Source organism: Brachybacterium massiliense (genome assembly GCF_900184245.1).
GTDB lineage: Bacteria > Actinomycetota > Actinomycetes > Actinomycetales > Dermabacteraceae > Brachybacterium > Brachybacterium massiliense.
Window position 1 is genome coordinate 1,062,265 of the sequence record NZ_FXXB01000008.1, and the last position, 23,274, is coordinate 1,085,538.

At 68.6% G+C, this 23,274-nt stretch carries 20 protein-coding genes and 1 pseudogene; 13 read left to right on the top strand and 8 right to left on the bottom strand.

Annotated features, from left to right (window positions below):
- From BN4251_RS14840 to BN4251_RS14845, 3 genes and pseudogenes are all read left to right on the top strand, one after another.
- Nucleotides 1-2,385: a glycoside hydrolase family 3 N-terminal domain-containing protein gene (locus BN4251_RS14840; RefSeq protein ID WP_087485807.1), complete on the top strand. Its 2,385-nt coding sequence runs from the start codon at nt 1-3 to the stop codon at nt 2,383-2,385.
- A 2-nt stretch (nt 2,386-2,387) separates the two neighbouring features.
- A pseudogene (locus BN4251_RS18895) lies at nt 2,388-2,648 on the top strand (alpha-L-rhamnosidase N-terminal domain-containing protein); the annotation flags it as partial.
- A complete protein-coding gene (locus BN4251_RS14845; RefSeq protein ID WP_281255316.1) occupies nt 2,576-4,612 on the top strand; it encodes an alpha-L-rhamnosidase in 2,037 nt (678 codons plus the stop codon). The pseudogene BN4251_RS18895 and the gene BN4251_RS14845, both read left to right, overlap by 73 nt.
- A gap of 169 nt (nt 4,613-4,781) precedes the next feature.
- On the opposite strand, the gene BN4251_RS14850 is transcribed toward BN4251_RS14845, so the two are convergent.
- Nucleotides 4,782-5,729, bottom strand: coding sequence for an L-lactate dehydrogenase (locus BN4251_RS14850; RefSeq protein ID WP_087485808.1), 948 nt, complete (start codon nt 5,727-5,729; stop codon nt 4,782-4,784).
- A 49-nt stretch (nt 5,730-5,778) separates the two neighbouring features.
- Nucleotides 5,779-6,396 carry a TetR/AcrR family transcriptional regulator gene (locus BN4251_RS14855; RefSeq protein WP_087485809.1) on the bottom strand — a complete coding sequence of 206 codons (618 nt, stop codon included), beginning with the start codon at nt 6,394-6,396 and terminating at the stop codon, nt 5,779-5,781.
- Between the two features lie 135 nt (nt 6,397-6,531).
- Between BN4251_RS14855 and BN4251_RS14860 the strand changes: the two genes are divergently transcribed.
- The 4 genes from BN4251_RS14860 to BN4251_RS18075 all read left to right on the top strand — a co-directional run bounded on the left by BN4251_RS14860 (nt 6,532) and on the right by BN4251_RS18075 (nt 10,142).
- Nucleotides 6,532-7,356, top strand: a complete 825-nt coding sequence (locus BN4251_RS14860) for a sugar phosphate isomerase/epimerase family protein (protein ID WP_087485810.1) — start codon at nt 6,532-6,534, stop codon at nt 7,354-7,356.
- Nucleotides 7,353-8,495: a Gfo/Idh/MocA family protein gene (locus tag BN4251_RS14865; RefSeq protein WP_087485811.1), complete on the top strand. Its 1,143-nt coding sequence runs from the start codon at nt 7,353-7,355 to the stop codon at nt 8,493-8,495. The genes BN4251_RS14860 and BN4251_RS14865 overlap by 4 nt, the downstream gene beginning before the upstream one ends.
- 322 nt (nt 8,496-8,817) lie before the next feature.
- Nucleotides 8,818-9,861, top strand: a complete 1,044-nt coding sequence (locus BN4251_RS14870) for a patatin-like phospholipase family protein (RefSeq protein ID WP_087485812.1) — start codon at nt 8,818-8,820, stop codon at nt 9,859-9,861.
- A 62-nt stretch (nt 9,862-9,923) separates the two neighbouring features.
- Nucleotides 9,924-10,142, top strand: a complete 219-nt coding sequence (locus BN4251_RS18075) for a hypothetical protein (protein ID WP_140398454.1) — start codon at nt 9,924-9,926, stop codon at nt 10,140-10,142.
- Here the strand turns inward: BN4251_RS18075 and BN4251_RS14875 are convergent.
- Nucleotides 10,120-11,292, bottom strand: coding sequence for a glycoside hydrolase family 2 TIM barrel-domain containing protein (locus BN4251_RS14875; RefSeq protein WP_170931982.1), 1,173 nt, complete (start codon nt 11,290-11,292; stop codon nt 10,120-10,122). The genes BN4251_RS18075 and BN4251_RS14875 overlap by 23 nt on opposite strands.
- Here BN4251_RS14875 and BN4251_RS18360 point away from each other — a divergent pair.
- The 3 genes from BN4251_RS18360 (at nt 11,273) to BN4251_RS14890 (ending at nt 13,459) form a co-directional block, all read left to right on the top strand.
- Nucleotides 11,273-11,422: a hypothetical protein gene (locus tag BN4251_RS18360; RefSeq protein ID WP_170931983.1), complete on the top strand. Its 150-nt coding sequence runs from the start codon at nt 11,273-11,275 to the stop codon at nt 11,420-11,422. The genes BN4251_RS14875 and BN4251_RS18360 overlap by 20 nt on opposite strands.
- Nucleotides 11,423-11,930: 508 nt before the next feature.
- Nucleotides 11,931-12,707 carry a helix-turn-helix domain-containing protein gene (locus BN4251_RS14885; protein ID WP_087485814.1) on the top strand — a complete coding sequence of 259 codons (777 nt, stop codon included), beginning with the start codon at nt 11,931-11,933 and terminating at the stop codon, nt 12,705-12,707.
- 86 nt (nt 12,708-12,793) lie between these two features.
- Nucleotides 12,794-13,459, top strand: a complete 666-nt coding sequence (locus BN4251_RS14890) for a hypothetical protein (protein WP_087485815.1) — start codon at nt 12,794-12,796, stop codon at nt 13,457-13,459.
- A 113-nt stretch (nt 13,460-13,572) separates the two neighbouring features.
- On the opposite strand, the gene BN4251_RS14895 is transcribed toward BN4251_RS14890, so the two are convergent.
- From BN4251_RS14895 to BN4251_RS14915, 5 genes are all read right to left on the bottom strand, one after another.
- Entirely contained in the window at nt 13,573-14,754 is a 1,182-nt protein-coding gene (locus tag BN4251_RS14895; protein WP_087485816.1) for a phosphoenolpyruvate carboxykinase (ATP), read from the bottom strand.
- Between the two features lie 26 nt (nt 14,755-14,780).
- On the bottom strand, nt 14,781-15,977 hold the full coding sequence (gene manA, locus BN4251_RS14900; RefSeq protein ID WP_087485817.1) for a mannose-6-phosphate isomerase, class I: 1,197 nt from the start codon (nt 15,975-15,977) through the stop codon (nt 14,781-14,783).
- A complete protein-coding gene (locus BN4251_RS14905) occupies nt 15,964-16,581 on the bottom strand; it encodes a VanZ family protein (protein ID WP_170931984.1) in 618 nt (205 codons plus the stop codon). The genes manA and BN4251_RS14905 overlap by 14 nt, the downstream gene beginning before the upstream one ends.
- 17 nt (nt 16,582-16,598) lie before the next feature.
- Nucleotides 16,599-17,978, bottom strand: a complete 1,380-nt coding sequence (locus BN4251_RS14910; RefSeq protein WP_087485819.1) for a sugar transferase — start codon at nt 17,976-17,978, stop codon at nt 16,599-16,601.
- Nucleotides 17,979-18,094: 116 nt separating this feature from the next.
- Nucleotides 18,095-19,273, bottom strand: a complete 1,179-nt coding sequence (locus tag BN4251_RS14915; RefSeq protein WP_245810375.1) for a glycosyltransferase — start codon at nt 19,271-19,273, stop codon at nt 18,095-18,097.
- Between the two features lie 429 nt (nt 19,274-19,702).
- Between BN4251_RS14915 and BN4251_RS14920 the strand changes: the two genes are divergently transcribed.
- Genes BN4251_RS14920 through BN4251_RS14930 form a run of 3 tightly spaced genes read left to right on the top strand, consistent with a single transcriptional unit; the run spans nt 19,703 to nt 23,264 of the window.
- Nucleotides 19,703-20,767: a glycosyltransferase family 4 protein gene (locus BN4251_RS14920; protein ID WP_170931986.1), complete on the top strand. Its 1,065-nt coding sequence runs from the start codon at nt 19,703-19,705 to the stop codon at nt 20,765-20,767.
- A complete protein-coding gene (locus BN4251_RS14925; protein ID WP_087485822.1) occupies nt 20,764-22,050 on the top strand; it encodes a rhamnosyltransferase WsaF family glycosyltransferase in 1,287 nt (428 codons plus the stop codon). The genes BN4251_RS14920 and BN4251_RS14925 overlap by 4 nt, the downstream gene beginning before the upstream one ends.
- Nucleotides 22,047-23,264 carry a lipopolysaccharide biosynthesis protein gene (locus tag BN4251_RS14930; RefSeq protein WP_087485823.1) on the top strand — a complete coding sequence of 406 codons (1,218 nt, stop codon included), beginning with the start codon at nt 22,047-22,049 and terminating at the stop codon, nt 23,262-23,264. The genes BN4251_RS14925 and BN4251_RS14930 overlap by 4 nt, the downstream gene beginning before the upstream one ends.
- Nucleotides 23,265-23,274 lie beyond the last annotated feature (10 nt).

Here is a 23,274-nt window from a genome sequence, read left to right on the forward strand (position 1 = left end):
ATGACTGACCTCCGAAGGATCATCTCGCGCCTGGACGTGGATCAGAAGATCGCCCAGATCCATGGTGTGGTGCCCATGGACCTGGTCGATCCGTCACTCCCGAGCGGAGGCGGCGACGGCGCGGCCCTCGGAAACGGGTCTTCGTACGACGTCGACCGACTTCCGCATGTTCGCCCGCACGGAGTCGGGCACCTCTCCCTCGGTGTCCAGCTCGAGCCGGACCTCCAGAAGCTCCGGGAGAGGATCCAGAGATTCCAGGACGTCGCTCGGGACGTGAACCCCTTCGGCATCGCCACGCTCGTCCACGCCGAGGGCGTCAACGGACTGTCCCACCCTCAGGGGTATCAATTCGCCACACCATGGGGGCAGGCCGCTACCTGGGACCCTTCGCTGACCCAGACTGTCGGCCATGTGGCAGCCCAGCAGGCGCGCTCGGTGGGGATCCACCTGTACTTCTCTCCGCTGTTCGATCTCGCTCGGGACATCCGCTGGGGCCGGGTCCATGAGACCTACGGAGAGGATCCGGAGCTCGTCGCCCGCATGGGGATCGGTTTCGTCCGCGGAGTCGAAGGTGACGGAGACACCGGGATCCTCGCCACCGGGAAGCACTTCCTCGGCTACGGGCACTCCCTCGGAGCACTCAACCAGGCAGTCACACAGCTGGGGCGTCGAGAGCTGGTTGACGTTCACGCCGAACCGTTCCGCCGGGCGATCGCAGAAGCGGGCCTGTCCCTCGTGATGAACTCCTACAACGAGATCGACGGCATCCCTGCTGCAGCCAATCACTGGCTGCTCACCGACCTCCTGCGGGGCGAACTCGGTTTCGACGGCCTGGTGGTCAGCGATTACGGAGCCGTCACAATGCTGTGGAACACGTTCCTCACCTCCCCCACCCCGGGCCACGCTGCCGCCGCTGCACTAGCTGCCGGCCTTGATGTGGAGCTGCCCAGCAACGCGATGACCAGAGGCCTGAGCGCCCTGCTCGAGAACGGCACCTTCCCGGAGAGTCTCCTCGATCGCGCCGTCGAGAGAGTTCTCACCGTCAAGGCGCGGCTCGGCCTCATCCCGGAGATCCGCTCGTCCGCCCCGTCACCACCACCCGCCCTTCCGTCTCCCGACGAGGCGGAGGCGGCAGCGCGCGACGTGGCGAACAGTGCCATCACCCTGCTGAAGAACGACCAGGTCCTGCCGCTTGCCCCCACGCAAAGAAAACTCGCCATCGTCGGGCCCGCAGCTGACGAACTCCGGATCCACTTCGGTTCGTACTCGTCAGTGTCCGAGGCGGAGATGCCGGTGGCGATCCACCGCATCACCACCGGACAGGTCCCGGGAATCTCAGCGAACCCGGAGGTGTTCCCAGATCTGTTCCAGACCAGGCTCCCCGGGGTCGAGCCGATATTCGAGAAGAGCGCGAGGAACCTGCACCCGGCCGCGCTGACCGTCGCCCAGGCCATCCGCAACATCGCACCAGAGGCGGAATATCACCGCTTCGGCGACTTCCTCGAGACCCCACCTATCGACCGTGAGGCACTGTCGTCTGCGGTCGCCGGTGCGGACACCGTCATCGCAGTGGTGGGGGAACGCACCAGCTGGGTGGGCAACCACACCGCCGGCGAAGGGCGCACGACCGCCGACCCCACGCTTCCCGGCAACCAGAACGACCTGGTGGAGGCGCTGCACGCGCTAGGGAAGAAGGTCGTCACCGTCGTCGTGTCAGGGCGTCCGCTCCTCCTCGACGATGTTGACCGCGCCTCCGCGGCCGTGCTTCTGGCACCGCTGCTGGGCCACGTCGCCGGCGAGACGATCGCCGATGCTCTGTTCGGCGTCATCGAGCCCGGAGGGCGCACCCCCTCGACCTTCCCACGCCATGGAGGGCAGATCCCGATGCACCACGGGCATCCCATCGGGAGCGGGTACAGCCATCCCACGCTGCCGCGGCCTGGCTACGTCGACCTCGCCGACAGCACACCCCTGTACCCGTTCGGTCACGGGCTCACGTACACATCCTTCGACCTCCAGCTCGAGCAGGCGAGGTTCGAGGCAGGGGAGTTCTCCGTCCGGGCCGGTATTCAGAACACCGGGGACAGGGCGGGGAGCGCGGTCATCCAACTGTATGCACGCGATGAGGCAGGCACGGTGGTGCGGCCGGTGCGGCAGCTCGTCGACTTCGCGCGAGTTCGGCTCGAGGCCGGCACCGAGACGACCGTGGAGTTCACTGTTCCGCTCTCACGTCTTGCCTACACCTGGCCCGACGGCCGCCGCGGCGTCGAAGCGGGGGACGTCACCCTACTGCTCGGTCTCTCCAGCGCCGCCCACTGTGGGGAGGCCACAGTCGCCGTGCCCGAACTCGTGCTCGGGGAGTCGTCTTCCCCGTCGGTGTGCTGATCATGGACTGGCATGCTCGATTCATCACGTCCGACACGGCGCTCGACGGCGCTCCCCTGCTGCGCAGGGAGTTCTCTCTGAGGAGCGGGCGCGGCAAGGTCGTAGAAGCCACCCTCAAGGTGACTGCGCACGGGGTGGTCGAGTCGTGGTTGAACAACAACCGAGTCTCTGACGACCTGCTCACGCCGGGATGGAGCAGCTTCGAGTGGCGCTTGCGCTACGCGAGCGACGACGTCACTCAGCTCCTTCAGGAGAGCAACGTCCTCGGACTCGCACTCGGCAAAGGCTGGTACGGCAGTCGCCTCGGCTGGGCCCCGACGGCTCGTGGTACGGCGGTCAGCTCGGGGCCCTGGCACAGCTGGACGTCACGTTCGAGGACGGAAGTCATCAACTGCTGGGCACGGACGATGAGTGGACCGCTGGCCCCAGCGCCGTTCTGGAGGACGACCTCTATGACGGCCAGACCATCGATGCCCGGCTGCGCGACGAGTCATGGAAGCTCCCGGGGTTCTCCAGCGCCGCGTGGGGTGCCGTTCGCAGTCTGGACTTCGACACGGGGAAGCTGGCGCCGTACATCGGTCCGCCCGTCAGACGGAGTGCAGAGCTCCCGGTGAAGGCCATCACCAGATCACTGTCCGGGAAGACGCTCGTGGACTTCGGTCAGAACCTGGTGGGCTGGATCAGAGTGCTGGTCGAGGGCCCGGAGGGCACGGAGATCACGATCCGTCATGCCGAGGTGCTCGAGCATGGCGAGCTCGCCACTGCTCCGCTGCGCACCGCCCGTTGCACGGACCGGTACATCTTGAGCGGCGGCGCGGACGAGTTCGAGCCGACGTTCACCTTCCATGGGTTCCGCTACGCCGAAATCACCGGCTGGCCAGGAGAGCTGAACGCTGACGATCTGATAGCCGTGGTGATCGGCTCCGATCTGAGACGCATCGGCGAGCTCCGCACGTCGGATCCCACCCTCAACCGCTTTCACGACAACGTCGTGTGGGGTATGCGGGGCAACTTCCTCGACATCCCGACCGACTGTCCTCAGCGCGACGAGCGCCTCGGCTGGACCGGTGACATCTCGGTGTTCACTCCTGCCGCGGCGTACCTCTTCGATGTGCAGAGCTTCCTCGCTGACTGGCTCGTCGATCTCGCCATTGAGCAGGAGCACCACGAAGGGATCGTCGGCTGGGTCATTCCCGATCTGTACAAGTACATTCCTGACAACCCTGACTTCGGGCCGGTCGACTCGACCACCATCTGGAGCGATGCAGCGGTATGGGTCCCGTGGGCGCTGTACCAGGCTTACGGAGGCACCGACATCCTGCGTCGTCAGTTCGACTCGATGTCCTCCCATGTTCGACGCGTGGAGTCCCTCCTGTCGCCGACGGGCGTCTGGGACGGCAATTTCCAGTTCGGTGACTGGCTCGACCCGGACGCCCCGCCGGACGAGCCCTCGAGGGCAAAGGCGGACCCGGGCGTCGTCGCGACAGCATGCGCCTATCGTTCCGCGAAGATCGTGGCGCGCACTTCAGAACTTCTGGGCCTCATCGACGAAGCCGACGAGTTCAATCGCATCGCCTCCCGACTTCGCACATCCTTCCACCGCGGATACGTGTCCGACGGAGTCGTGAAGAGTGACTGCGCGACCGTGTATTCGCTCGCCATCGTCTTCGGGCTGCTCGACCCTCACGATGAGCAGTTCGCCGGAAAGCGGCTCGCGCATCTCGCCGCGGAGGCCGGCTACCGGGTCTCGACCGGATTCGCCGGCACACCATTCATCACCGAGGCGCTCACCCTCACCGGTCACGTCGATGCGGCCTATCGGCTCATGATGGAGCGGTCATGCCCGTCGTGGCTGTACGCCGTGGACATGGGAGCAACCACCGTGTGGGAGCGATGGGATTCGCTGCTGCCGGACGGAAGCATCAACTCCAGCGGGATGACCAGCTTCAATCACTACGCGCTGGGAGCCGTCGCTGACTGGATGCACCGGGTGATCGGTGGCATCGCACCGCTCGAGCCGGGTTACGCCAAAGTGCTCGTCGCGCCGCAGCCCGGCGGTGGACTCACCTTTGCCGAGGCATCTCTCGAGACTCCCCAGGGGCTGGTCACCGTGCGGTGGAGCCTCGACGGAGAGCACTTCACTGTCGACGCGGAGCTGCCAGAGGGTGTCGAGGGTATCCTTCGCCTTCCCGGACGGGCCGACCAGGTGATCGCCTCTGGCCGGTGACGGCGGTGACTGCACTCGGGGTGCAGCCCGGAGGCAGTCTCTCCGAGGGTGAGCGGTGCCGGGATACGCCGTAAGGCGGGCGGCCTCGGGCCAGCGTCCCACTTTACGGCTTATCCTTGGATCCTCTCGGCGCTGCGGTGCGCGATCAACGGCCTCCTGCGGCCCCGGCTCAGCCTCGCAGGCCCGCAGCGACCTCCCGGAGGGACTCCGCAGAGCGGCGGAGCAGCTCGAGCTCGTGCGAGGAGAACGATGTCTGGGCGATGGGGTGCGCGCCGGAGCGGTTGACCACGCAGGGCACCGACAGAGCGACACCGTCCAGACCGAAGACCCCCGTGAGCACCGGCGCGACTGGCAGCACGGCGTTCTCATCGCTGAGGATCGCCTCGACGATCCGCGTGCTCGACAGGCCGATCGCGTAGTTCGTCGCGCCCTTGCCCTGGATCACGGCGTAGGCGGCATCGCGCACGTCCCCGGCGATCCGGTCGAGGGTCTCCGCGTCGAAGGGGTACTCGCCGTCGGTGACCCAGTCCCCCAGTGGGACGGTGCCGATGCTGGCGCTGGACCACAGCGGGAACTCGGTGTCCCCGTGCTCGCCGACGATCATCGCGTGCACGCTCGAGGCGGAGACGCGGGCACGCCGGCCGATCTCCCAGCGCAGGCGAGAGGTGTCCAAGGTCGTGCCAGAGGCGAAGATCCGTTCGACAGGCAGTCCGCTGGCCTCCTGGGCGAGCATGGTGAGCACGTCGCAGGGGTTGGAGACGATCACGTAGATCGCATCCGGCGAGACAGCGACCAGATCGTCCATGAGGCTGCCGATGATGCGGGCATTCGTGGCAGCGAGCTCGAGGCGGGTCTGGCCGGGCCTCTGCTTGGCCCCGGCGGTGATGACCACGACGTCGGAACCGGCCGTGACGGCGATGTCGCTGCCGCCGTCGATCTCCGTGGCGCCGATGAACTTCGCGCCGTGGGCGAGATCGAGCACCTCCGCGCGGGTCTTCTCCTCCGCGATGTCGTACAGGGCGATGTGGCGGGCCACGCCGCGGATCATCGCGGCGTAGGCGACGCTCGATCCCACGGCGCCGGCCCCGACGACGGTCAGCTTGCTCACTGTGCTCATGCCACGAATCTACGCGTTGCCGGCGCGTGGGGCGAGGGCTCACCTCCCCTCACGGCGCCAGCAGCACCGCGAACGTCTCGAGCGTCTCCTTGAGCTCGATCGTCGGTTCGAGCAGCCACTGGATCTGCAGACCGTCCGAGGCGGCGACGATCAGCGCGGCCATGCGCGCGGCGTCCACGTCGGAGCGCACGATCCCGGCGTCCTGATCCTCGCGCAGCTTCCGCTCGAGGCTGGAGCGCACCCGCTCGAAGCGGGCGGTGAAGTACTCCTTGGCGGGACCGGCCTCCGCCTCGAGGGAGGTCGCCACCAGGGTCGAGTAGAGCTGGACCAGTCCCGGCACCTCGAGGTTCGCGAGCGCGGCGTTGGCCATGACGTCCACCGAGCGCTCGGGGACGCGCCCCTCCTTGTCCACGTCGCGGCGGTGCTCGGCGTGCTCGTAGACGGCCACCAGCAGCTCCTCGCGGGAGGAGAAGTAGTGCAGCAGCGCGCCGTGGGAGACGCCGATCGCGCCGGCGATGCGGCGCAGGGAGGTGCCGTCGGCACCGCGCTGGCGGAACACCTCGATGGCGCGGTCGAGGATCTCCTGGCGGCGGGCGATGCCCTTGGAGTAGGAGCCGGCCCGGCCGATGCGCGGGGGCGTGATCGCTGCGTCGTCCTCGGCACTCATGGCCTCACCGTCCCCTTCAGCAAAGTGTTCCACCCGGAAAACCTCCAGCCGGTGGGTTTGCTGTTACTGTAGCCCGTGAACGCCCCGCGTGACGCGGGGCACTTCCAGACGACGACGTACGAAAGCAGGTTCGACGTGGCACTGCCCCTCGCCTCCGTCCAGCTGTACACGCTGGCCGCAGAGTTCTCCGATGACATGAACGGCTCCCTGGACAAGCTCGCGAAGATCGGCCTGAAGAACGTCGAGGCCTTCGACTTCGTGCGCCGCCCGAAGGAGATCCGCGCCGCGCTGGACGCTTCCGGCCTGGCCTCCCCCACCGGCCACGCCCCGCTGCTCTCCGATGAGCTGTGGACGCCGGACGGCTCGATCCCCACCCCCTCGAACGAGGTCGTATTCGAGGCCGCGGCCGAGATCGGCATGAAGACCGTCATCGATCCGATGGTGCCCACCGAGCGCTGGCTCACCGAGGACGGCGTGAAGGACATCGCCGAGCGCCTCAATGCCGCCTCCGAGAAGGCCAAGGAGTTCGGGCTCGCCGTCGGCTACCACAACCACGCCCAGGAGTTCCTCGCGGACTTCGACGGCCAGACCGCCTACCAGCGCTTCCTGTCGCTCGTGGATCCCGCGGTCCAGATCGAGCTGGATCTGTACTGGGCGCTCGTGGGCGGCCAGGACGTGGTGAGCCTGGTCGAGCAGATCGGTGACCAGCTGGTGGCGATCCACGTCAAGGACGGCATCAAGCCGCCCTCGAACCCCTTCGAGCCGGGTGCGCCGAAGTTCAGCTCCTCCACGCTGGACCAGCGTCACGCCGGTGAGGGCGAGGTCCCCACCGTCGAGGCGATGAACGCCGCGAAGAACGTCAAGTACGCCGTCATCGAGTACGACAACGCCCCCGGCGACGTGTTCGAGGACATCGAGAACAGCTACCGCTTCCTGATCGACGGAGGACTCGCAGCATGACTACCCTCTCCCCCTTCTCCGGCCCCGTCGGGGTCGGCTTCATCGGTACCGGGGTCATCTCCGACCAGTACCTGACGAACCTCACCACCTTCCCCGACCTCGAGGTCCTGATCCTCGGCGATCTCGACACCGAGGTCGCCAAGTCGCAGGCGGAGAAGTACGGCATCCCCGCCTACGGCACCGCGCAGGACGTGCTGGACCACCCGGGCGTGCAGGTCGTGGTGAACCTGACCATCCCCGCCGTCCACGTGGAGATCTCCGCCGCCGCGATCGCCGCGGGCAAGCACGTGTGGACCGAGAAGCCGCTGGGCCTGGACCGCGAGTCCACCTCCGCGCTGCTGAAGTCGGCCGACGAGGCCGGGCTGCGCGTGGGCTGCGCGCCCGATACCGTGCTCGGCGCCGGCGTGCAGACCGCCAAGCGCGCGATCCTCGACGGCCTGATCGGCCGCCCGCTGTTCGCGCAGACCTCGATGCAGTGGCAGGGCCCGGAGGTCTTCCACCCCAACCCCGCGTTCCTGTTCGCCAAGGGCGCGGGCCCGCTGCTGGACATCGGCCCGTACTACTTCACCACCCTGGTGAGCCTGTTCGGCACGGTCGAGAAGGTCGCCGCGATGGGCCTGAAGGCACGCGAGGAGCGCGAGATCCTGGTGGGCCCGAACAAGGGTCAGACCTTCCCGGTCGAGCCGCCCTCGACCATCTCCGTGCTCACCCAGTTCGAGGGCGGCCAGACCGGCACCTCGCTAGTCAGCTTCGACTCGCCGCTGGCGCGTCAGGGCATCGTGGAGATCCACGGCACCGAGGGCTCCCTCTCGATCCCCGACCCGAACATGTTCGAGGGCCGCATCGCCTATGTGCGTCCCTTCGACTCCTTCGGCGAGGCTCCGCCGGAGCAGGAGTGGATCGAGATCCCGCAGTCCGGCCCGGTCACCGGCCGCGGCCTGGGCCTGCTGGACATGGTCCGCGCGATCCACGAGGGTCGCCCGCACATCGCCACCGGCGAGGTGGGCTACCACGTGCTCGACGTGATGCTCTCGGCGGAGGAGTCCGCCGCGAGCGGCGAGTTCGTCACCGTGAACTCCTCCGTCTCCGAGATCCCGGTGGTCCCGGCGGACTTCGATCCGCTGGCCCGCACCGTCTGAGGTCGCGCTCGCTCGAGTCGCACCGCGCGCGGCGCTCCTCACGGGGCGCCGACGTCGCTTCGAAGCCCGTCCCGGCACCGCGCCGGGACGGGCTTCGTCGTGCGGGCGGGGTGGCGGCGGGCGGCGGCGCGAGCGAGACCGACGGGCTCCCGGGCGCCGGCGCGGGCGCGGGCGCGGGGCCGGGCGAACTTTCGCGGCGTGAGGACCGATGCGCGGCGCTGCACCGGTCCTCACGCCGAGGAAAGGTAGGCGCCGGGCCAGGCACGACAGCCGACGGGAGGGCGACGGGCGCTCTGTCGCACTGCTCCCCTACGCTGAGGCGATGGCGACTCCCCCACCCAGCCCTTCCTCCGAGACCTCCCGGCGCGTGGATCTGGTGATGGAGGGCGGCGGGGTCAAGGGCATCGCCCTGGCCGGCGCGCTCGAGGTGCTCGAGGAGCACGGCTACCGGGTGAACCGGGTGGCGGGCTCCTCCGCCGGCGCGATCGCGGGGGCACTGGCCGCCTCGGGGATCTCCGCGCGAGAGATGGTGGAGATCCTGCGCGCCACGGACTACCGGGAGTTCGAGGACGGGCCGTGGTGGACCCGGACGATGCTGGGCAAGGGCCTGGCGATCCTCTCGCACCTGGGTGTGCATCGCGGGGACGCGCTCGCGGTCTGGCTCGAGCAGCAGCTTGCCGAGCACGCGTGCCCGGACTGGAGCGGCACTTTCGCGGATCTGCGCTACCGCGACCCGGACCCCGCCCAGCAGCTGAGCGGCCCGCAGGCCTTCCGCCTGGTGGTCACCGCCTCGGATCTCAGCGCGGGCCGCCTGCGCTATCTGCCGACGGACGCCGGCGCCTTCGGCACCGCGCCGGAGCAGCTGCGGGTGGTGGAGGCGGTGCGGGCCTCTGCCTCGATCCCGCTGTTCTTCCGCCCCGCGCGATGGAGGAACGCGCACGGGAAGACCTCCGTGCTGGTCGACGGCGGGATGCTCTCGAACTTCCCGGTCTCGGTATTCGACCGGCCGGAGGGTGAGGAGCCTCGCTGGCCCACCTTCGGCATCAAGCTCTCCGCCAAGCCGGAGACGAACTTCGGGGTGCGCAACGACATCCGCGGGCCTCTCTCCTTCGGCAAGGCGGTGGTGGACACCGCCACCGGGTTCTACGACCGGATGCACATCGACGCCTCGCACGCCGTAGCCCGCACCATCTTCATCGACACCGCCGCGGTGCGCCCCACCCAGTTCGACCTCTCCGAGGACGAGCGGGAGCTGCTGTACCGCGAGGGCCGCACGGCGGCGACGAAGTTCCTGGATGGGGACGAGGCGCACGAGGCGTGGGACTTCGGGCGGTACGTGGAGCGGTTCCGGGCGGCAGGTTCCTGAGCCGAAACGGCAGAGCGTGCGCTCCGTTCGCTCTCGATCGCAGTGAGACTCGATGGCCCGGCATGAGCGCTGCGTGGACGCCGAGGGGCGGGCCTCGGCGCTGGCACCCGGTGGTCAGCCGTCGCGTCGCGCTGAGCGAGGGCGACTACGGCGCCGGCACGCCGCTGATCCGTGACGGCGCGTTCGAGCGCAACGTCTACCACTCCTGGGCGGGGGATCCGGCGCTGATCATGGATCTGCGCGCCAGCGGCAGTACGTTCAGCTCTCGCTCCTCCCGGTGATCAGGGCGCGGAGCTCCGCCGCGTCGAGCTTCGGCCGACGGTCCGCGGTGGCCAGGCCGTTGGCCTCCTGAAGGGTGTCGGTGAGCTGGGTGTAGCAGTGCCCGGCCAGCACCGGTGAGGCGTTCAGCGCGGCGAAGAGACCGCCCATCTTCTCCTCGAACTCCTCCGGGGTGGAGACGGTGACGTAGCCCCAGGTGCCCTCGGCGGCGTCGGCGATGCCGCCGAACTCGGTGACCATCACCGGGGCGTCCTCGGTGACGGGCTGGGCGGCGTCGTCGATGGGGCGGCGGCGCTGCGGGCCGCGGCCGGTGATCGTGCGCTCGGTGGCGTCCTCGTCGGCGTAGTGGGCGGCGAGCGCCTGGGCGTCGGTGGTGTAGTCGTGCAGGGCGATGATGTCCCCGCCGGTGAGCTCATAGCCGTCGTTGGAGATGACGGGCCGGGTGGGGTCCAGCGCCCGGGTCAGGGCGGTCAGCGCGATGGTGAGGTCTTTCTGCGGGGCGGAGTCGGCGAGGTCCCGCACGCCCCAGGGCTCGTTCATCGGCACCCAGGTCACCACGCTCGGATGCGGCCGGCACTGCTCGACGATCTCGGTCCGCTCGGAGGTCAGCGCGGCGGCGGCGCGCGGGCTGTACGCGTAGGCGTTCGCGGTCTCACCCCAGATCAGCAGGCCGAGCCGGTCGGCCCAGAACAGGAAGCGCGGATCCTCGACCTTCTGGTGTATCCGGGCGGCGGTGAAGCCGAGCTCCTTGATCAGCTCGACCTCGGCCCGGTACGCCTTGAGGGTGGGTGCGGTGAGGTGGGAGGTGGGCCAGTAGCCCTGCTCGAGCACGGAGCGCACGAAGTACGGCTCGCCGTTGAGCAGGAAGTGCCCACGGTCGATGCCGGTGGTGCGCAGGCCCAGGTAGCTCGCCGCGGTGTCGTGCATCTCGCCGTCCACGAGCACCTCGAGGGAGACGTCGATCAGGTGGGGATGCTCGGGACTCCACAGCAGCCGGTCACGGTCCTGCATGTTGCGCACTGCGGGAACGTCCACCACGCCCTGGACGCGCAGCTTCCGCTGGAACGACGTGACCTCGGTGCGGGGCGAGACCCGCACGCTGCGCCGCGTCGAGCGGGAGGACTGGGGCGCGATGATCAGTACCCGCACCATTCTCACCTCCACCCGGGACGAGTTCATCATCGACGCCCAGCTGGACGCGTTCGAGCTGGACTCCGAGCGGGGCGATCCGCGCGTGTACTCGCGGAACTGGGAGCGGAGGATCCCGCGGGATCTGGCGTGAGGGCGGCGGACGGGCCGGGCGCGTCCAGCCCGACAGGTGCGCGCTTCGAGGTGAAGGGCCGGCTGGCGCAGCATACGGAGGGCCGACCAGGCTGCTCAGCCCTCAGTGCGCAGCTTGCGCGCGACAGAGATCAGTCTTCTTCGGCAAGCTGTCCATCTTTCGGGGTTCACTCCAGTCGCTCACTCCAGGACCTCACTCCAGGACCTCACTCCAGGACCTCACTCCAGGACACGTCAGCAGCGGTGCCACTCCGATTCACACGCCCTGCCACCGCCGACGTATAGGGTGACCAGTCGCGAGGCGCAACACAACGGGCGCGTGCAACGGCATCCGGCAGGCGTCGCGTTCGGAGCAATGGTTCTGCGCGTTCGCGCCCGGATCTCTCGTCGTCGGCGATCACGTCTGGAGGACACCCGTCTTGGCCACCCCGCTGTCCCTGGACCCGCCAGATCGCCCCGGTCTTCATGGCCGTTCGCTTCCCCGGGGGCGGCACCGATGCCGCAGCATCATGATCGCTCTGGACGAAGCATCACCGGGCAGCATCTGGAAGTGGGCTCCCAGTGACGCCGGTGGGCACCTCGCGCTGCTGCTTCCGATCAGAGGTATCGCTGTCGCCGACGACGGCGGATCGACGCAACCTGGTGACGCGCGGGTCCTGGCACACACCGGAGAGTCTTTCGAATGGGTCGAGCCCGCCCTCGTGGTCTCGGTCTGGGCTCACGGGAGCTTCTTGGAGGAGATGGGAGCTGACCTGGAGAGCCTCCCTGCGACCCTCTCCTCCGAGTCATTGCTGGTCTCGGTGCGCAGTTTCCTGTTCGCTCTGGTTCAAAGCTCGCAGGGGGCTTCCGCGCTGTCGCTCTACCTCACGGAGCGACTCATCCTTGATATGGTGTTCGCTTCCCTCATCGCCTCCACCGGCCACTCCGCCGTCTCCTCGAGCAGGTTCTCGGGCCTTGCCCGTGCACGGCTCCACATGTCCGCTCGGAGCGCGGACCCAGAGTTCAGCGTCGATCTCGCTGCGAACGAGCTGTCGATGTCGGTGCGGCATCTCCAAAGGCTCTTCGCGCCCACTGGACAAACGCCCTCCACTCATCTGCGGCGCCTGCGGCTAGCGAACGCCCAAGAGCTGCTTCAGAGCACGGATGCCCAGTTGCTCTCCATGGATGCGATCGCACGACTTTCCGGGTTCAGCAGCGCCCGTACGTTGCGTCGAGCACTGAAAAGCGACCCCGGCACGGAGACATCGGGCCATAGCGACCTGAATGCGCCAAGTTTCGACCTTTAGGCGACCACGCTCTCGATGCGTGGGCCGCGAGCACGCGAAGCTATGTGGCGTTGTCCTGCCAAGCAGCCCCTGACCAAGGAGTACACGTGAATGATCCTGAGCTGAGCTCGATCGAGTCAGCACGCCCCGCCCGCCGCGCCGCCCTCAAGGGCGCCGCATGGTCCGCCCCGGTGATCGCCATGGCCATCACCGCACCGCTGGTGGCAGCATCCGTCAACAACGCCTCGCTGGCGCAGACGGACACCGAGACCGACCTTCTGTCTCTTCGCCTCCTCGATGGCGGCGGGGGGCTCCTCACCGCTCAAGCCCTGGTCACCGTGCCGACCGAGCTGACGCTCAGCAACGGCTCGGGCGCGATCTCCGGCGAGACCGCGACGATCACCATCGCAGTGGGACGACCCGGCGGCATCAACATCCCCACCGGAACAGTTCGCGGTTTCGGCGTCGCCTCTTTCGACGGCGTCAACAGCACCGAGGCAGAGCGAACTTTCGAATACCGCCGCACCGGGTTGCTCAACGTCCCGTACGGCGCTCCGACGACGACGTTCAGCCGTGTGATCACCGTGGACGTCGACAGCAACGGCAACCTGGTCATCCCCGTGGAGTTCGGACTCGCCGGAACCTCCACCTCGATCGTGTCCGTCTCGCTGCTGGCCAGCTACCCGGTTACCTACACCCTCGCCTTTGCCAGCGGTGCTTCTTACTCGGCATCGGGCACCATCTCCGTCCCCGTCGGAGCCGGTATCCTCTGACACCGATATCTCGGTGACCCCCTAGGCGTCATCGAACGATGCACCGCAGCCCTCACGGGCTGCGGTGCATCGTTCTTTCATCCAGTCGCGTGGGCGTGGTCGAGCACGAACCCCTACCGGGCCAGGCGCAGCCTCGCGAGCCCGTCGAGGGCCTGCGCCAGGATAACTCGCGACTGTGCGTCCTCTCCGAGTTCTGAGACCATCCGCCGCCACAGACTCTCGTGCGTCATCGCCCCCTCTTCCCGGAGGAGGTCCCACACCAGCGCTGCCACGCCCTCGAGGATCACGAGCCCGCCTGGACGCAGAACCAGGATCTCCGAGTCGAGCGCCAGCGCCTCCGAGAAGCGCGCGAGAGATACCTCGCGCGGGGATGCCCGCTGCGTGGGCTCCTCGAACTCCAGTGAGTGCCATGTCTCGCGCAGCGGGTCAGGAACGCCGCCCGCGAGCGCAGCGTGTAGCAGGTCGGCCTCGACGTACCGCGCCGCCAGTGCACCCCCACAGCCCTCAAGGAGCTCAGCCAGGCTCGACAAGGGGCGCTCGAGCTTCCATTGGGACGAGGACTGCCCCACGATAAGCGGGAGCGACTCCCGCAGAGGCAGCCGCGACAGGGACACCTCGTCGCGCGGCGCCGAGCCATTGCGCACCCGATCCAGCACCAAGACCACAGACGGCGCGGGAGCGACAGCCTCAGGGCTGATCCCCAGGGCAGGGAGGCCCTGATCGATCTTCCGCAGCGTTCCCGACGCCATCACCTCGACACGGGAGATCGGCTTCGGAAAAGCGGTGACTCGGAAATCTCCGGAGTCCATGATCGTCAATTCATCGGTCAGATACGCCCCCTGCCGGGCGAGCACCGTGGTGGCTGTCGACTTCCCGGCACCAGAGGGACCGACAAGGACGACAGTGCCGATACCCGGAAGGTTCACCGCTCCTGCATGCAGGAGCATTCGGGCCCCGGCGAGCTCTCGGATGATAGCGCTGGTGATGTCACACGACACCGCATAGGCCGCGTTCGCCCCAGGGGCCACTGCCACGGGGGGTTCGGCCGAGGCGCTCCCCGATGCCCCACCATCGCCGGCGACAGCGTAGTGACGTCGCAGTGTTCGGCCTTCGCCTCGTCCCGCTGACGTCGCCCCCTCACCGTCGCTCATCCCCTCACCGTGGATCGCCCCCTCGCTGTGGGTCGCCCCTTCTCGTCGGGTATGCCGCCAGAGATGGGTCACCTCACCGGCGAGCTGCTCGTGCTCGGCGTCGAACACCAGGTCGATTTCGATCTCGCCGATCTGCAGCGCCACGACATGGTCTTGTCCCCTGCTGCCCCTCACGGGACGCACGCCTGAACGAAGCGGCCCTCACCGCGCGCGCTCAACGCGCCCTCAGCGGCGGAGACGAAGACCGCCTCCCCTCGGCGGAGAAGGACCTCGGTCTCAGCGGTGAACAACGTGACCTCTCCTTCGAGTGCGAGGACGATGCGTGGCCCCGCCCCAGGGATGCTCACCAATCCCTCGGCACTCTCAGCCGGAAGCACGGTCTCCATGAGCTCGAAATCATCGACGGGCGCGAAGTAGGCGACTGTCGAAGATGTCAACCGTTCCGGCGCGATGCGCACGGGGGGAGCAGCAACCACATCGACACATTGGAGCATCTCCTCGGCGTCCACACGTTTCGGGGTCAATCCTGCCCGCAGGACGTTGTCGCTCGCGGCCATGATCTCGAGTCCGACCCCATCAATATAGGCGTGCAGCGCGCCGGCGGGCACGTACATCGCCTCGCCGGGCTGGAGTGTGACCGGGTTGAGCAGGAGCACCGCCACCACGCCTGGGTCCCCGGGGAAGTGCTCGGCCATCCTCGCGATCGTCCGGTCGATGCGCGGAGAGGGCGACTCCCCACGCTCGAGACGCGCGGCACACGCGGCAACTACTTCTGCAACTTTCTCCGCAGAAGGCCTCATCGAGGTCGCCACGAGTGCACGGAACGCCGCACGCATGCCATGCGCCGTCGGATTCCGCGCCAGCAGGGCATGGAGCCGGTCGGTGAGGTCGGCGCCGAGGCCCTCGAGCAGGGTCGCCGCTCGGCGCGGGGTCCTGAATCCGCACACCGCAGTGAACCGCGTCAGTGCGATGACCATCTCGGGCTTGTGGTTGTCGTCGCGATAGCTGCGCAGCGGCGAGTCGATGGCAAGCCCAGCAGCCTCCTCCGCCGCAAACGACTCCGCAGCGTGCTCCCGTTTGGGGTGGACCTGGAGGGAGAGGGGCTTCGCCGGCGCGATGACCTTCAGGAGGTAGGGGAGTCGATCGCTGAAGGCGCGCAGCACCCCCTCGCCGAGCATAGTGGCGGGGTCCGCCGTGATCACGTCGTCGAGCCGGCGGCCGTCGGCCAGCAGCGAAGGAGCGACCGGGTGCGCGCCGTACCAGGCTTCCGCCCACGGCGATCCGTCGGGGGTGCGACCCAGGAACTCCGGGATCGCGCTCTGGCTACCCCACAGGTAGTGCTGGATCTGTCCTTCAAGGGCCTGCATGTGTGGTTCTCCTGATCGGTCCATCCGTGAGCGGCGGGGGCGCTGCGCGGCGCATCCCAGGATGCCGTTCCCGGAGGGGGAACGGGCTTGGTGCGGCGGGTTGGTGGACGTCATCGGCCGTAGGGGGCGTCACAAGGGGCGCCGAGGGATGCGCGGTGACACCGGCCTGCACGAGGAACGGGCTACTGCGCACCAGCATGGTCCATCCCCATCGCACCGCGATGCCTGCGGCGACGCCGATGAGCGCACCGAGCGAGTTCGCGACGACATCGTGCAGGTCGGGGTGGCGAGTCGCGATCGAGAACTGGTGCAGCTCCGCGACTGCGCTCAGCGCCACCCCCACCGGCACCCACCACCACCGGGGTCGGAAGATGGCCAGGAGCAGGAACGGCGCGGCGAACAGCATGATGTTCGCCAGGAACCCGAAACCGTCGGGCGTGATGACGTGCTGCATCGGGTTCCTGCCGAAGAGGGACCACCACAGGAATCGGTTGACCGTGCTGATGGTCTCTCCGTGCTCCGAGGTCAGCAGCAGGAAGCCTGCTGCGGCCAGGACCGCGAGCATGGCCAGCAGCGCGCCCCGGGCACCCCGGGGCAGGGGCACGTGGCGCCGCACCATGGTCAGTACGCGCCGGACGAGGAGAAGACGGCTCGCACCGTACGGAAGAGGATGATCATGTCCTGGGCGAAGGACCAGTTGTCCACGTAATACAGGTCCAGCCGCACCGTGTCCTCCCAGGAGAGGTCGCTGCGCCCGGAGACCTGCCACAGGCCCGTGATGCCCGGGCGCACGCTGTATCGCCGGTGCGCATCCTCGGAGTACCCGTCCACCTCCCGCGGCAGCGCGGGGCGCGGGCCCACCAGGCTCATGTCCCCGCGCAGCACGTTCCACAGCTGCGGAAGCTCGTCGAGGGAGAAGCGGCGCATCACCTTCCCGGGGCGGGTGATGCGCGGGTCGTCACGCATCTTGAACATGACCGAGTTGCCGCGGTCCTGCTTGCTCTGCTCGTAGAGGGCCTTCAGGACGGCCTCGGCGTCGGGGACCATCGAGCGGAACTTCAGGAACTCGAACTTCTCGCCGTCCCGGCCCACGCGGTCCTGGCGGAAGATGATCGGCCCGCCGTCAGCGGCTTTGACCACGAGGGCGATACCCAGGAGCAGTGGGGAGAGGATCAGGAGCAGAGCGGTGCTCGCGATGACGTCGAAGGTGCGCTTGGTCCATTTCAGTGCCTGGCGCGCCCGGGGCAGGTCCACGTGCACCAGCGGGAGGCCCGCGATCGGTCGCATCCGCACCCGGCTCGCGGCGATCTCGGCCAGTGCGGGCACCACGATGACCCGTACCTCCTTCTCCTCAAGCATCCAGGCCACGCGGCGGAACTCCTCGGTGCTCGCGGTAGAGCCGGTGGCGAACAGCAGCACGCTGGGGCGCTCCCGGTCGACTACGTCGAGGAGATCGTTCTCGGCGCCGAGCACCGGGATGCCGAGCGTGGATGTGCCGTCGCTGCCCGTGGGCGTGATCGAGCCGACGATGTCATAGCCGAGCCACCTCTCGCGCGCGAAGGTGCGCGCTACGCCGTCGACATAGGCGGGCAGGCCCACGGCGATGACCCGGCGGCGCAGACGGCCACGGGACCGCGCGAGGTTCAGCATCCGGCGCTCGAGCAGACGCAGCAGCAGCAGCAGGCAGGGCCCGAGGATGAAGAAGATCAGGAAGTAGCCCCGAGAGAGGTCGAACTTCAGCAGGTAGTTGACCGCGCCGATGAGGCTTGCCGCCGCGGCCGAGCCGTGGAGCACGTTGCGGAACATCTCGGGCCCGGAGGAGAGGCGACGTACGTCGTAGCCGCCGAACATCGCGATCGCGAGCACGCATCCGGCCCCCATGACCACGGCCGAATTGCCGACGTCCTCGCTGAGCCCCCACGAGGAGGACAGGAGCCACTGTCGCCCGAAGTACGCCGCGGCCCCCGCAGCCGTCAGCGCGACGAGGTCCAGGAGGATCATCCCGATGATGGAGGAGACGACGCGGCGCTGGTACCGCGGCCCTGCACCCGCTACGTGCTGAGAAGGGGGTGGAGCATCGAGGGTTTCACCCGTTTCGGCCATGGCCGCAGTCCCCCTCATCGCGCTTGGCGTGGTGCGGGGTCGTCGTCATCCGGCACGAGGAGGGACCGGGAGCCGGACACCTCCGCGACGCTGCGCCGGATCCGCTCGATGAATATATCCTCGGCGAACTGAAGGGCGTGTTCGCGCACTTGCTGGCGGTCCCAGACCTGCCGCGCGGAGCGCTCGACGGCGCCGCGGACATCCTCCGCTGCTGGCCGTTCGAAGAAGAGGCCGTTGACCCCTTCCGTGACAGAGTCGAGGTAGCCGCCGCGCCGCAGCGCAAGCGTGGGGACTCCGTGCGCCCCGGCTTCGAGGGGAGTGAGTCCGAAGTCCTCGTGGCTGGCCGCGACGAGTGCGGCAGCATTGCCGTAGGCCCATCGCATCTGCGCGTCGTCGATCCCCTCGACCAGTCGCACGTTCGCGGGGGCCAGCGCCCGCAGCCGGGCGCCCTCGGGGCCGCGACCCACGACCAGGAGGCGGCGCTCCGGCATCTGCCGGAAAGCCTCGATCACGACGTCGACGTGCTTGTACGGTTGGAGCCGAGAGACGACCAGATGGTGGCCGCCCTCGGCGCCGCTATCCCCCGCCCATCCGGCGAGCTCGGGGATCGGGCGCTGCTCCCCCTCGGCTGTGGCCGCGCTGAAGGGCGGGAAGATCGTGGGCGCATCGATGCCGTAGACCGTGCGGATCCTCTCCCGCACGACCGAGGAGTTCGCGTGGTAGCGGTGCGCCTGCAGCGCAGCGCGGCGGTCCCAGCGCCGCAGCAGCGGGCCAAGCGCCCGGAGCGCGATCCTGCGCGGGTCGAACGCACGGGTGCCGTGCAGGTAGTCCTCCGCCAGGTAGAGCCAGCGTGCGGGTGAGTGGCAGTAGATGACTCTATACCCTGCGCTCGGGAAGGCGTGGGCCCACCCGGAGGAGCTCGCGATGACCACGTCCGCGTCGATCCGCATCCGCGAGGCGGCGGGCGCAAGGATCGGCAGCGCGAGGCGCGGGTCCCGCCGCAGCATGCCGATGGCGTTCAGGGCGCTGGTACGGATGGTCAGGGCTCGGAACTCGGGGTATGTCTGCTCCGGCTCGTAGAAGAGCGTATGGATCTCGGCGTCGGGGAACGCTCGACTCAGGGAGAGGACGACACGCTCGGCGCCTCCGCGCTGGGTCAGGTAGTCGTGAGCGATCGCGATGCGCAGCGACAAGGGCACTCCTCGGGCAGGGACGGACTGACGCTGTCCGGTGGGCGGGCACGCGTGGAGATCTGAGCTGAGCATAGGCGAGAAACCAGTCGATCAACCACCGTAGTTCACAATAGGTTCATGCAGGTGAGAATATGTACTGAACAGCTGCCATCGCGACATTCCAGACATTTGGGCATCATAGCCTATTGACAAGCAGAGTGAAATATGAACACTCGGGCCATCTCGGTGACGGGCACAGTTCACCGGCGAGTGCGCCACACCCAGAACAGACGTCGCACCGCCTCTAGGACAGGTGTCTCGAGAGTCGAGGCGTCGGTTAGGATCCGGCTGACGAGAACATCGTCGACCGCCCCTCGGCATCCTGGCGCTCGTCCGTCGCCCTCGACGAGGCCTCTGTACGCCGGGCCGACCGAATCTCGAGGACGCCACATGATCTCCAGCGTGCTGCTCCTGACTGAATCGCTCAACTCGAACTCTCTGGGCCGCACCTACTGCGTCTGGCGCCTCGCCACCGCTGCGGGCTGGGAGGTCGAGGTCGTCTCTGTGGAGGGCGGCGAGGTCTGGGCACCCCTGACAGGCACGGACTTCGCCGCGGCCTGCCGCGCCTCGACGCCCGCGCGACTTGCCGAGGAGCTCACCCGCCGCGCGCCCGATCTGCTCATCGCGTGCAAGCCGCTGCCGAGTTCCCTTGGCGTCGCCGAGACGCTCTCCGTACAGCTGGGCATCCCGCTGATGGTGGACATCGACGACCCGGACCTCGAATACCGACTCTCGCTCGGTCAGCCCGCGAAAATGCTGGCCAAGGCCGCGCTGCACCCGCGACGCGCTGCGGAGTACGCGCGGTTGCGCCGCCTGTCCAAGCGCACCCCGGCTCTCGTGAGCAACCCGTGGCTCGAATCGATCTACGGGGGAACGATCATGCCGCATGTCCGGGACGACACCGGCCCCGGGGCCGCACATACGAGCTCCGAGCCCGTGATCGGGTTCATCGGCTCGAACAAGCCGCACAAGGGCGTCCCTGAGCTGCGCGAGGCGGTGGCCCGCCTCGCCCCCCAGGGCTTCACGCTCGCTGTCACCGACGATCCCCCGGAGGACGCCGCCCCGTGGGAGGACTGGACGGGGACCACCACGTTCGCCGAGGGTCAGAAGCTCGTGCGGAGCGTGGACATCGTGGTGATCCCCAGCCGTGATATACCGATGGCGCGCGGCCAGCTGCCGGCGAAGCTCATGGACGCGATGCTCGCGGGCCGAGCGGTGGTCGCGACCGAGCTTCCCCCGCTCCCATGGGGGCTGGCCGGGACGGGACGGACCATCCCCGACTCCTCGGTAGACGCCCTCGAACGCGCCCTGAGCGAGCTCGCCGATCCGCGGCTGCGCCAGCATCTCGGGGACGCCGCGCGAGAGCACGCCCTGGCCTCCTACACCGTCTCCTCGAACCTCAAGAAGTTCACCGCCGCCTGTACGGCGGCCGTCACGAACGGAGGTGCCCTGTGACCTCTGCCCTGCATCGGATCGAACGGCTGATCCAGCGCACCCGCCACGCGCGGGACGAGCGCATCCGTGCCCGCTTCGCCCAGGCGGTGGAGGCTCCAGGTGCGGAGGCGTACCACGCGTTGCTTCCGCACTCGCTCTGCTTCGCCTCCCTCGAGCCCACCGCTGCCGCCTCAGCCGCAGTGCGCATCGTGCTGCCCGAGCTGAGCGAGGGTGCGATCTTCGCCGGTATCCGCACCGCGCTCGAGGTCGCCTCGGGCCTGGCTCGACGACTGGGCCTTCCGCTGAGCGTGCTCGTGCTGCGCGGGGCGCCGCGCGGGGAGTCCGCGCAGCGCCTGATCTCGTGGCTGCGGGCCGAGCTGCCGGAGGCCGCGGGCGTGGAGCTGTCGATCGAGCCCGTCGAGTGGGCGATCAGCCGCCGGGTGAGCTCCGAGGACCTCTGGATCGCGACCCACTGGACCACCGCGCATCCCCTCGATGTCGCCTGCCGCCTGGGCGTGCTCGCGCCGCAGCGTGTGCTCTACCTGGTCCAGGACTACGAGCCCGGCTTCACCGCCTGGTCGAGTGAGTCCGCGATCGCTCAGGCCACCTACCACGCCGGTTTCGAGCTCCTGGTCAACTCCGTGCCGGTCCAGCGCCATCTCTCCACAGCCGACGGGATCTTCGTCCCGCAGAAGCGAGTGTTCCGACCTCAGCTGGACCTCGTGCGCCTCGCGCAGGGCCGCGCCGAGCGGGAGACGCGCACCCGCGCCGGACGCACCGTCGAGGTCCTCTTCTACGCCCGTCCGAACAAGCCGCGCAATCTCTTCCAGATCGGGCTCGCGGCACTCGAGCTCGCCTCCGCACGCGCGGCGGACGAGGGGATCGCGTTCATCGTCTCCTCCGCTGGGGACGAGCATCCCATCCCCGTGCAGGGCCGGCTCTCCTCGATGCGCGTGCTCGGCAAGCTCGCGTGGGACGAGTACTTCGCCCAGCTGTCCCGCAGCGATGTGGTGCTGTCCCTGCAGATGAGCCCTCATCCCTCGCATCCCCCGCTCGACGCGGTGCTGAGCGGGGCGCACGCCGTGACCAACGAGCTCGGCACCGCGCGCGACGGGCTCCACCCCGCGCTGCACGCCGTCGCCCCCGACCCGGTGGCACTGGCCGAGGCGATCCTCGCCGCAGCGCGTGACGCCGTCGCCGGTTCCGCGGCCGCCGATGATCCGCGCGACCTCCTGCCCGCGCTCGGCGGTGAGCTCACAGAGGTCCTCGACACTCTCGCTGCAGAGATCGGGACGCCTTCGTGAGGACCCCCCGGGACCTGCTGCGGAACTCATGGTCACTGCTGCTGTTCCTGGTGATCCCAGGGCTCGGCGCCGTCACCCCGCTGCTGGTCTATCCGTCGATCACCTCGCAGTTCGGAGCGGACGGTTTTGCCGCTGTCGCGATCGGACTCTCCGTGGGAATGACTGTCAGCGCGATCTGCGAACTGGGCTGGGGGGTGCTCGGACCCCAACGCATCGCCCGCGAACGGCCGGAGCTGCACCTGCCGCTCGTGCGCTCCTCACTCGCGACCAAGACCCTGGCCCTCGTGCTCGGCGCCCCGATCGCGGTGCTCGTGGCCTGGTACACGGTGGAGATCCATCATCTGGCGGCAGCGCTCACAGCGCTCGGCGCTTCGCTCACGGCGCTGAACCCTGCGTGGTACCTCATAGGGCTGAACCGGCCGCTGTGGATCCTGTACTCGGACACGCTGCCGAAGATCCTCCTGAACCTGGCCGTGGCCGGGTCGCTGCTGGCGGGCGCCCCGCTGCTGGTCTACGGCGCCTCCACGATCCTGAGCTCCGTGATCCCGCTCGCGCTACTCTCTTTGCTCTCCCGCGCCTCGCTGGTGCCGCGTGGGCAGGAGGTGCGGGAGGGATTTCGGGTGATCGCGCAGCAGGGCCCGCTCACCATCGGCCGTGCGGTCTCGGTGGCATACACCTCGCTGCCGGTCACGATCACCGGGGTCCTCATGCCTGGCGCTGCCGCGCTGTTCGCCGGCACCGACCGCATCATGCGGATGGGACTCACGGTCCTCGCGGGCGTGCCCAGCCGCCTCCAGAGCTACATAGGCGTCGAGGACAAGGTCCTGCGCGATCAGCGGGTCACGCGTGTGCTCGCGATCAACCTCGGGCTCGGGGTGATCGCGGCGGGTGTCTTCATCGCGGCGCTCGGCCCCGCGATGAGCATCTTCTACACCGGGACGATCGACGCCCAGCTCCCACTGACCCTGGTGATGGGCGCCGTGGTGCTCGCTGTGTGCGTCTCCCGCGGCTACGGTTTGTGTCTGGTCGCGCGCGGGCTCGCCAATCGCACCGTGTTCGTCACCGGCTCTGCAGCGCTGACCGGCTGCTCACTCCTGTTCCTGCTGGTCCCCCAGCACGGCGCGGTGGGCGCGGCGATCGCGGTGCTCAGCGCCGAAGTGGTGGGCATCGTGGTGCAGATGCTCTTCGTGCACCGCGCCGGCGCACATCGCTGAGGGGAGCGAT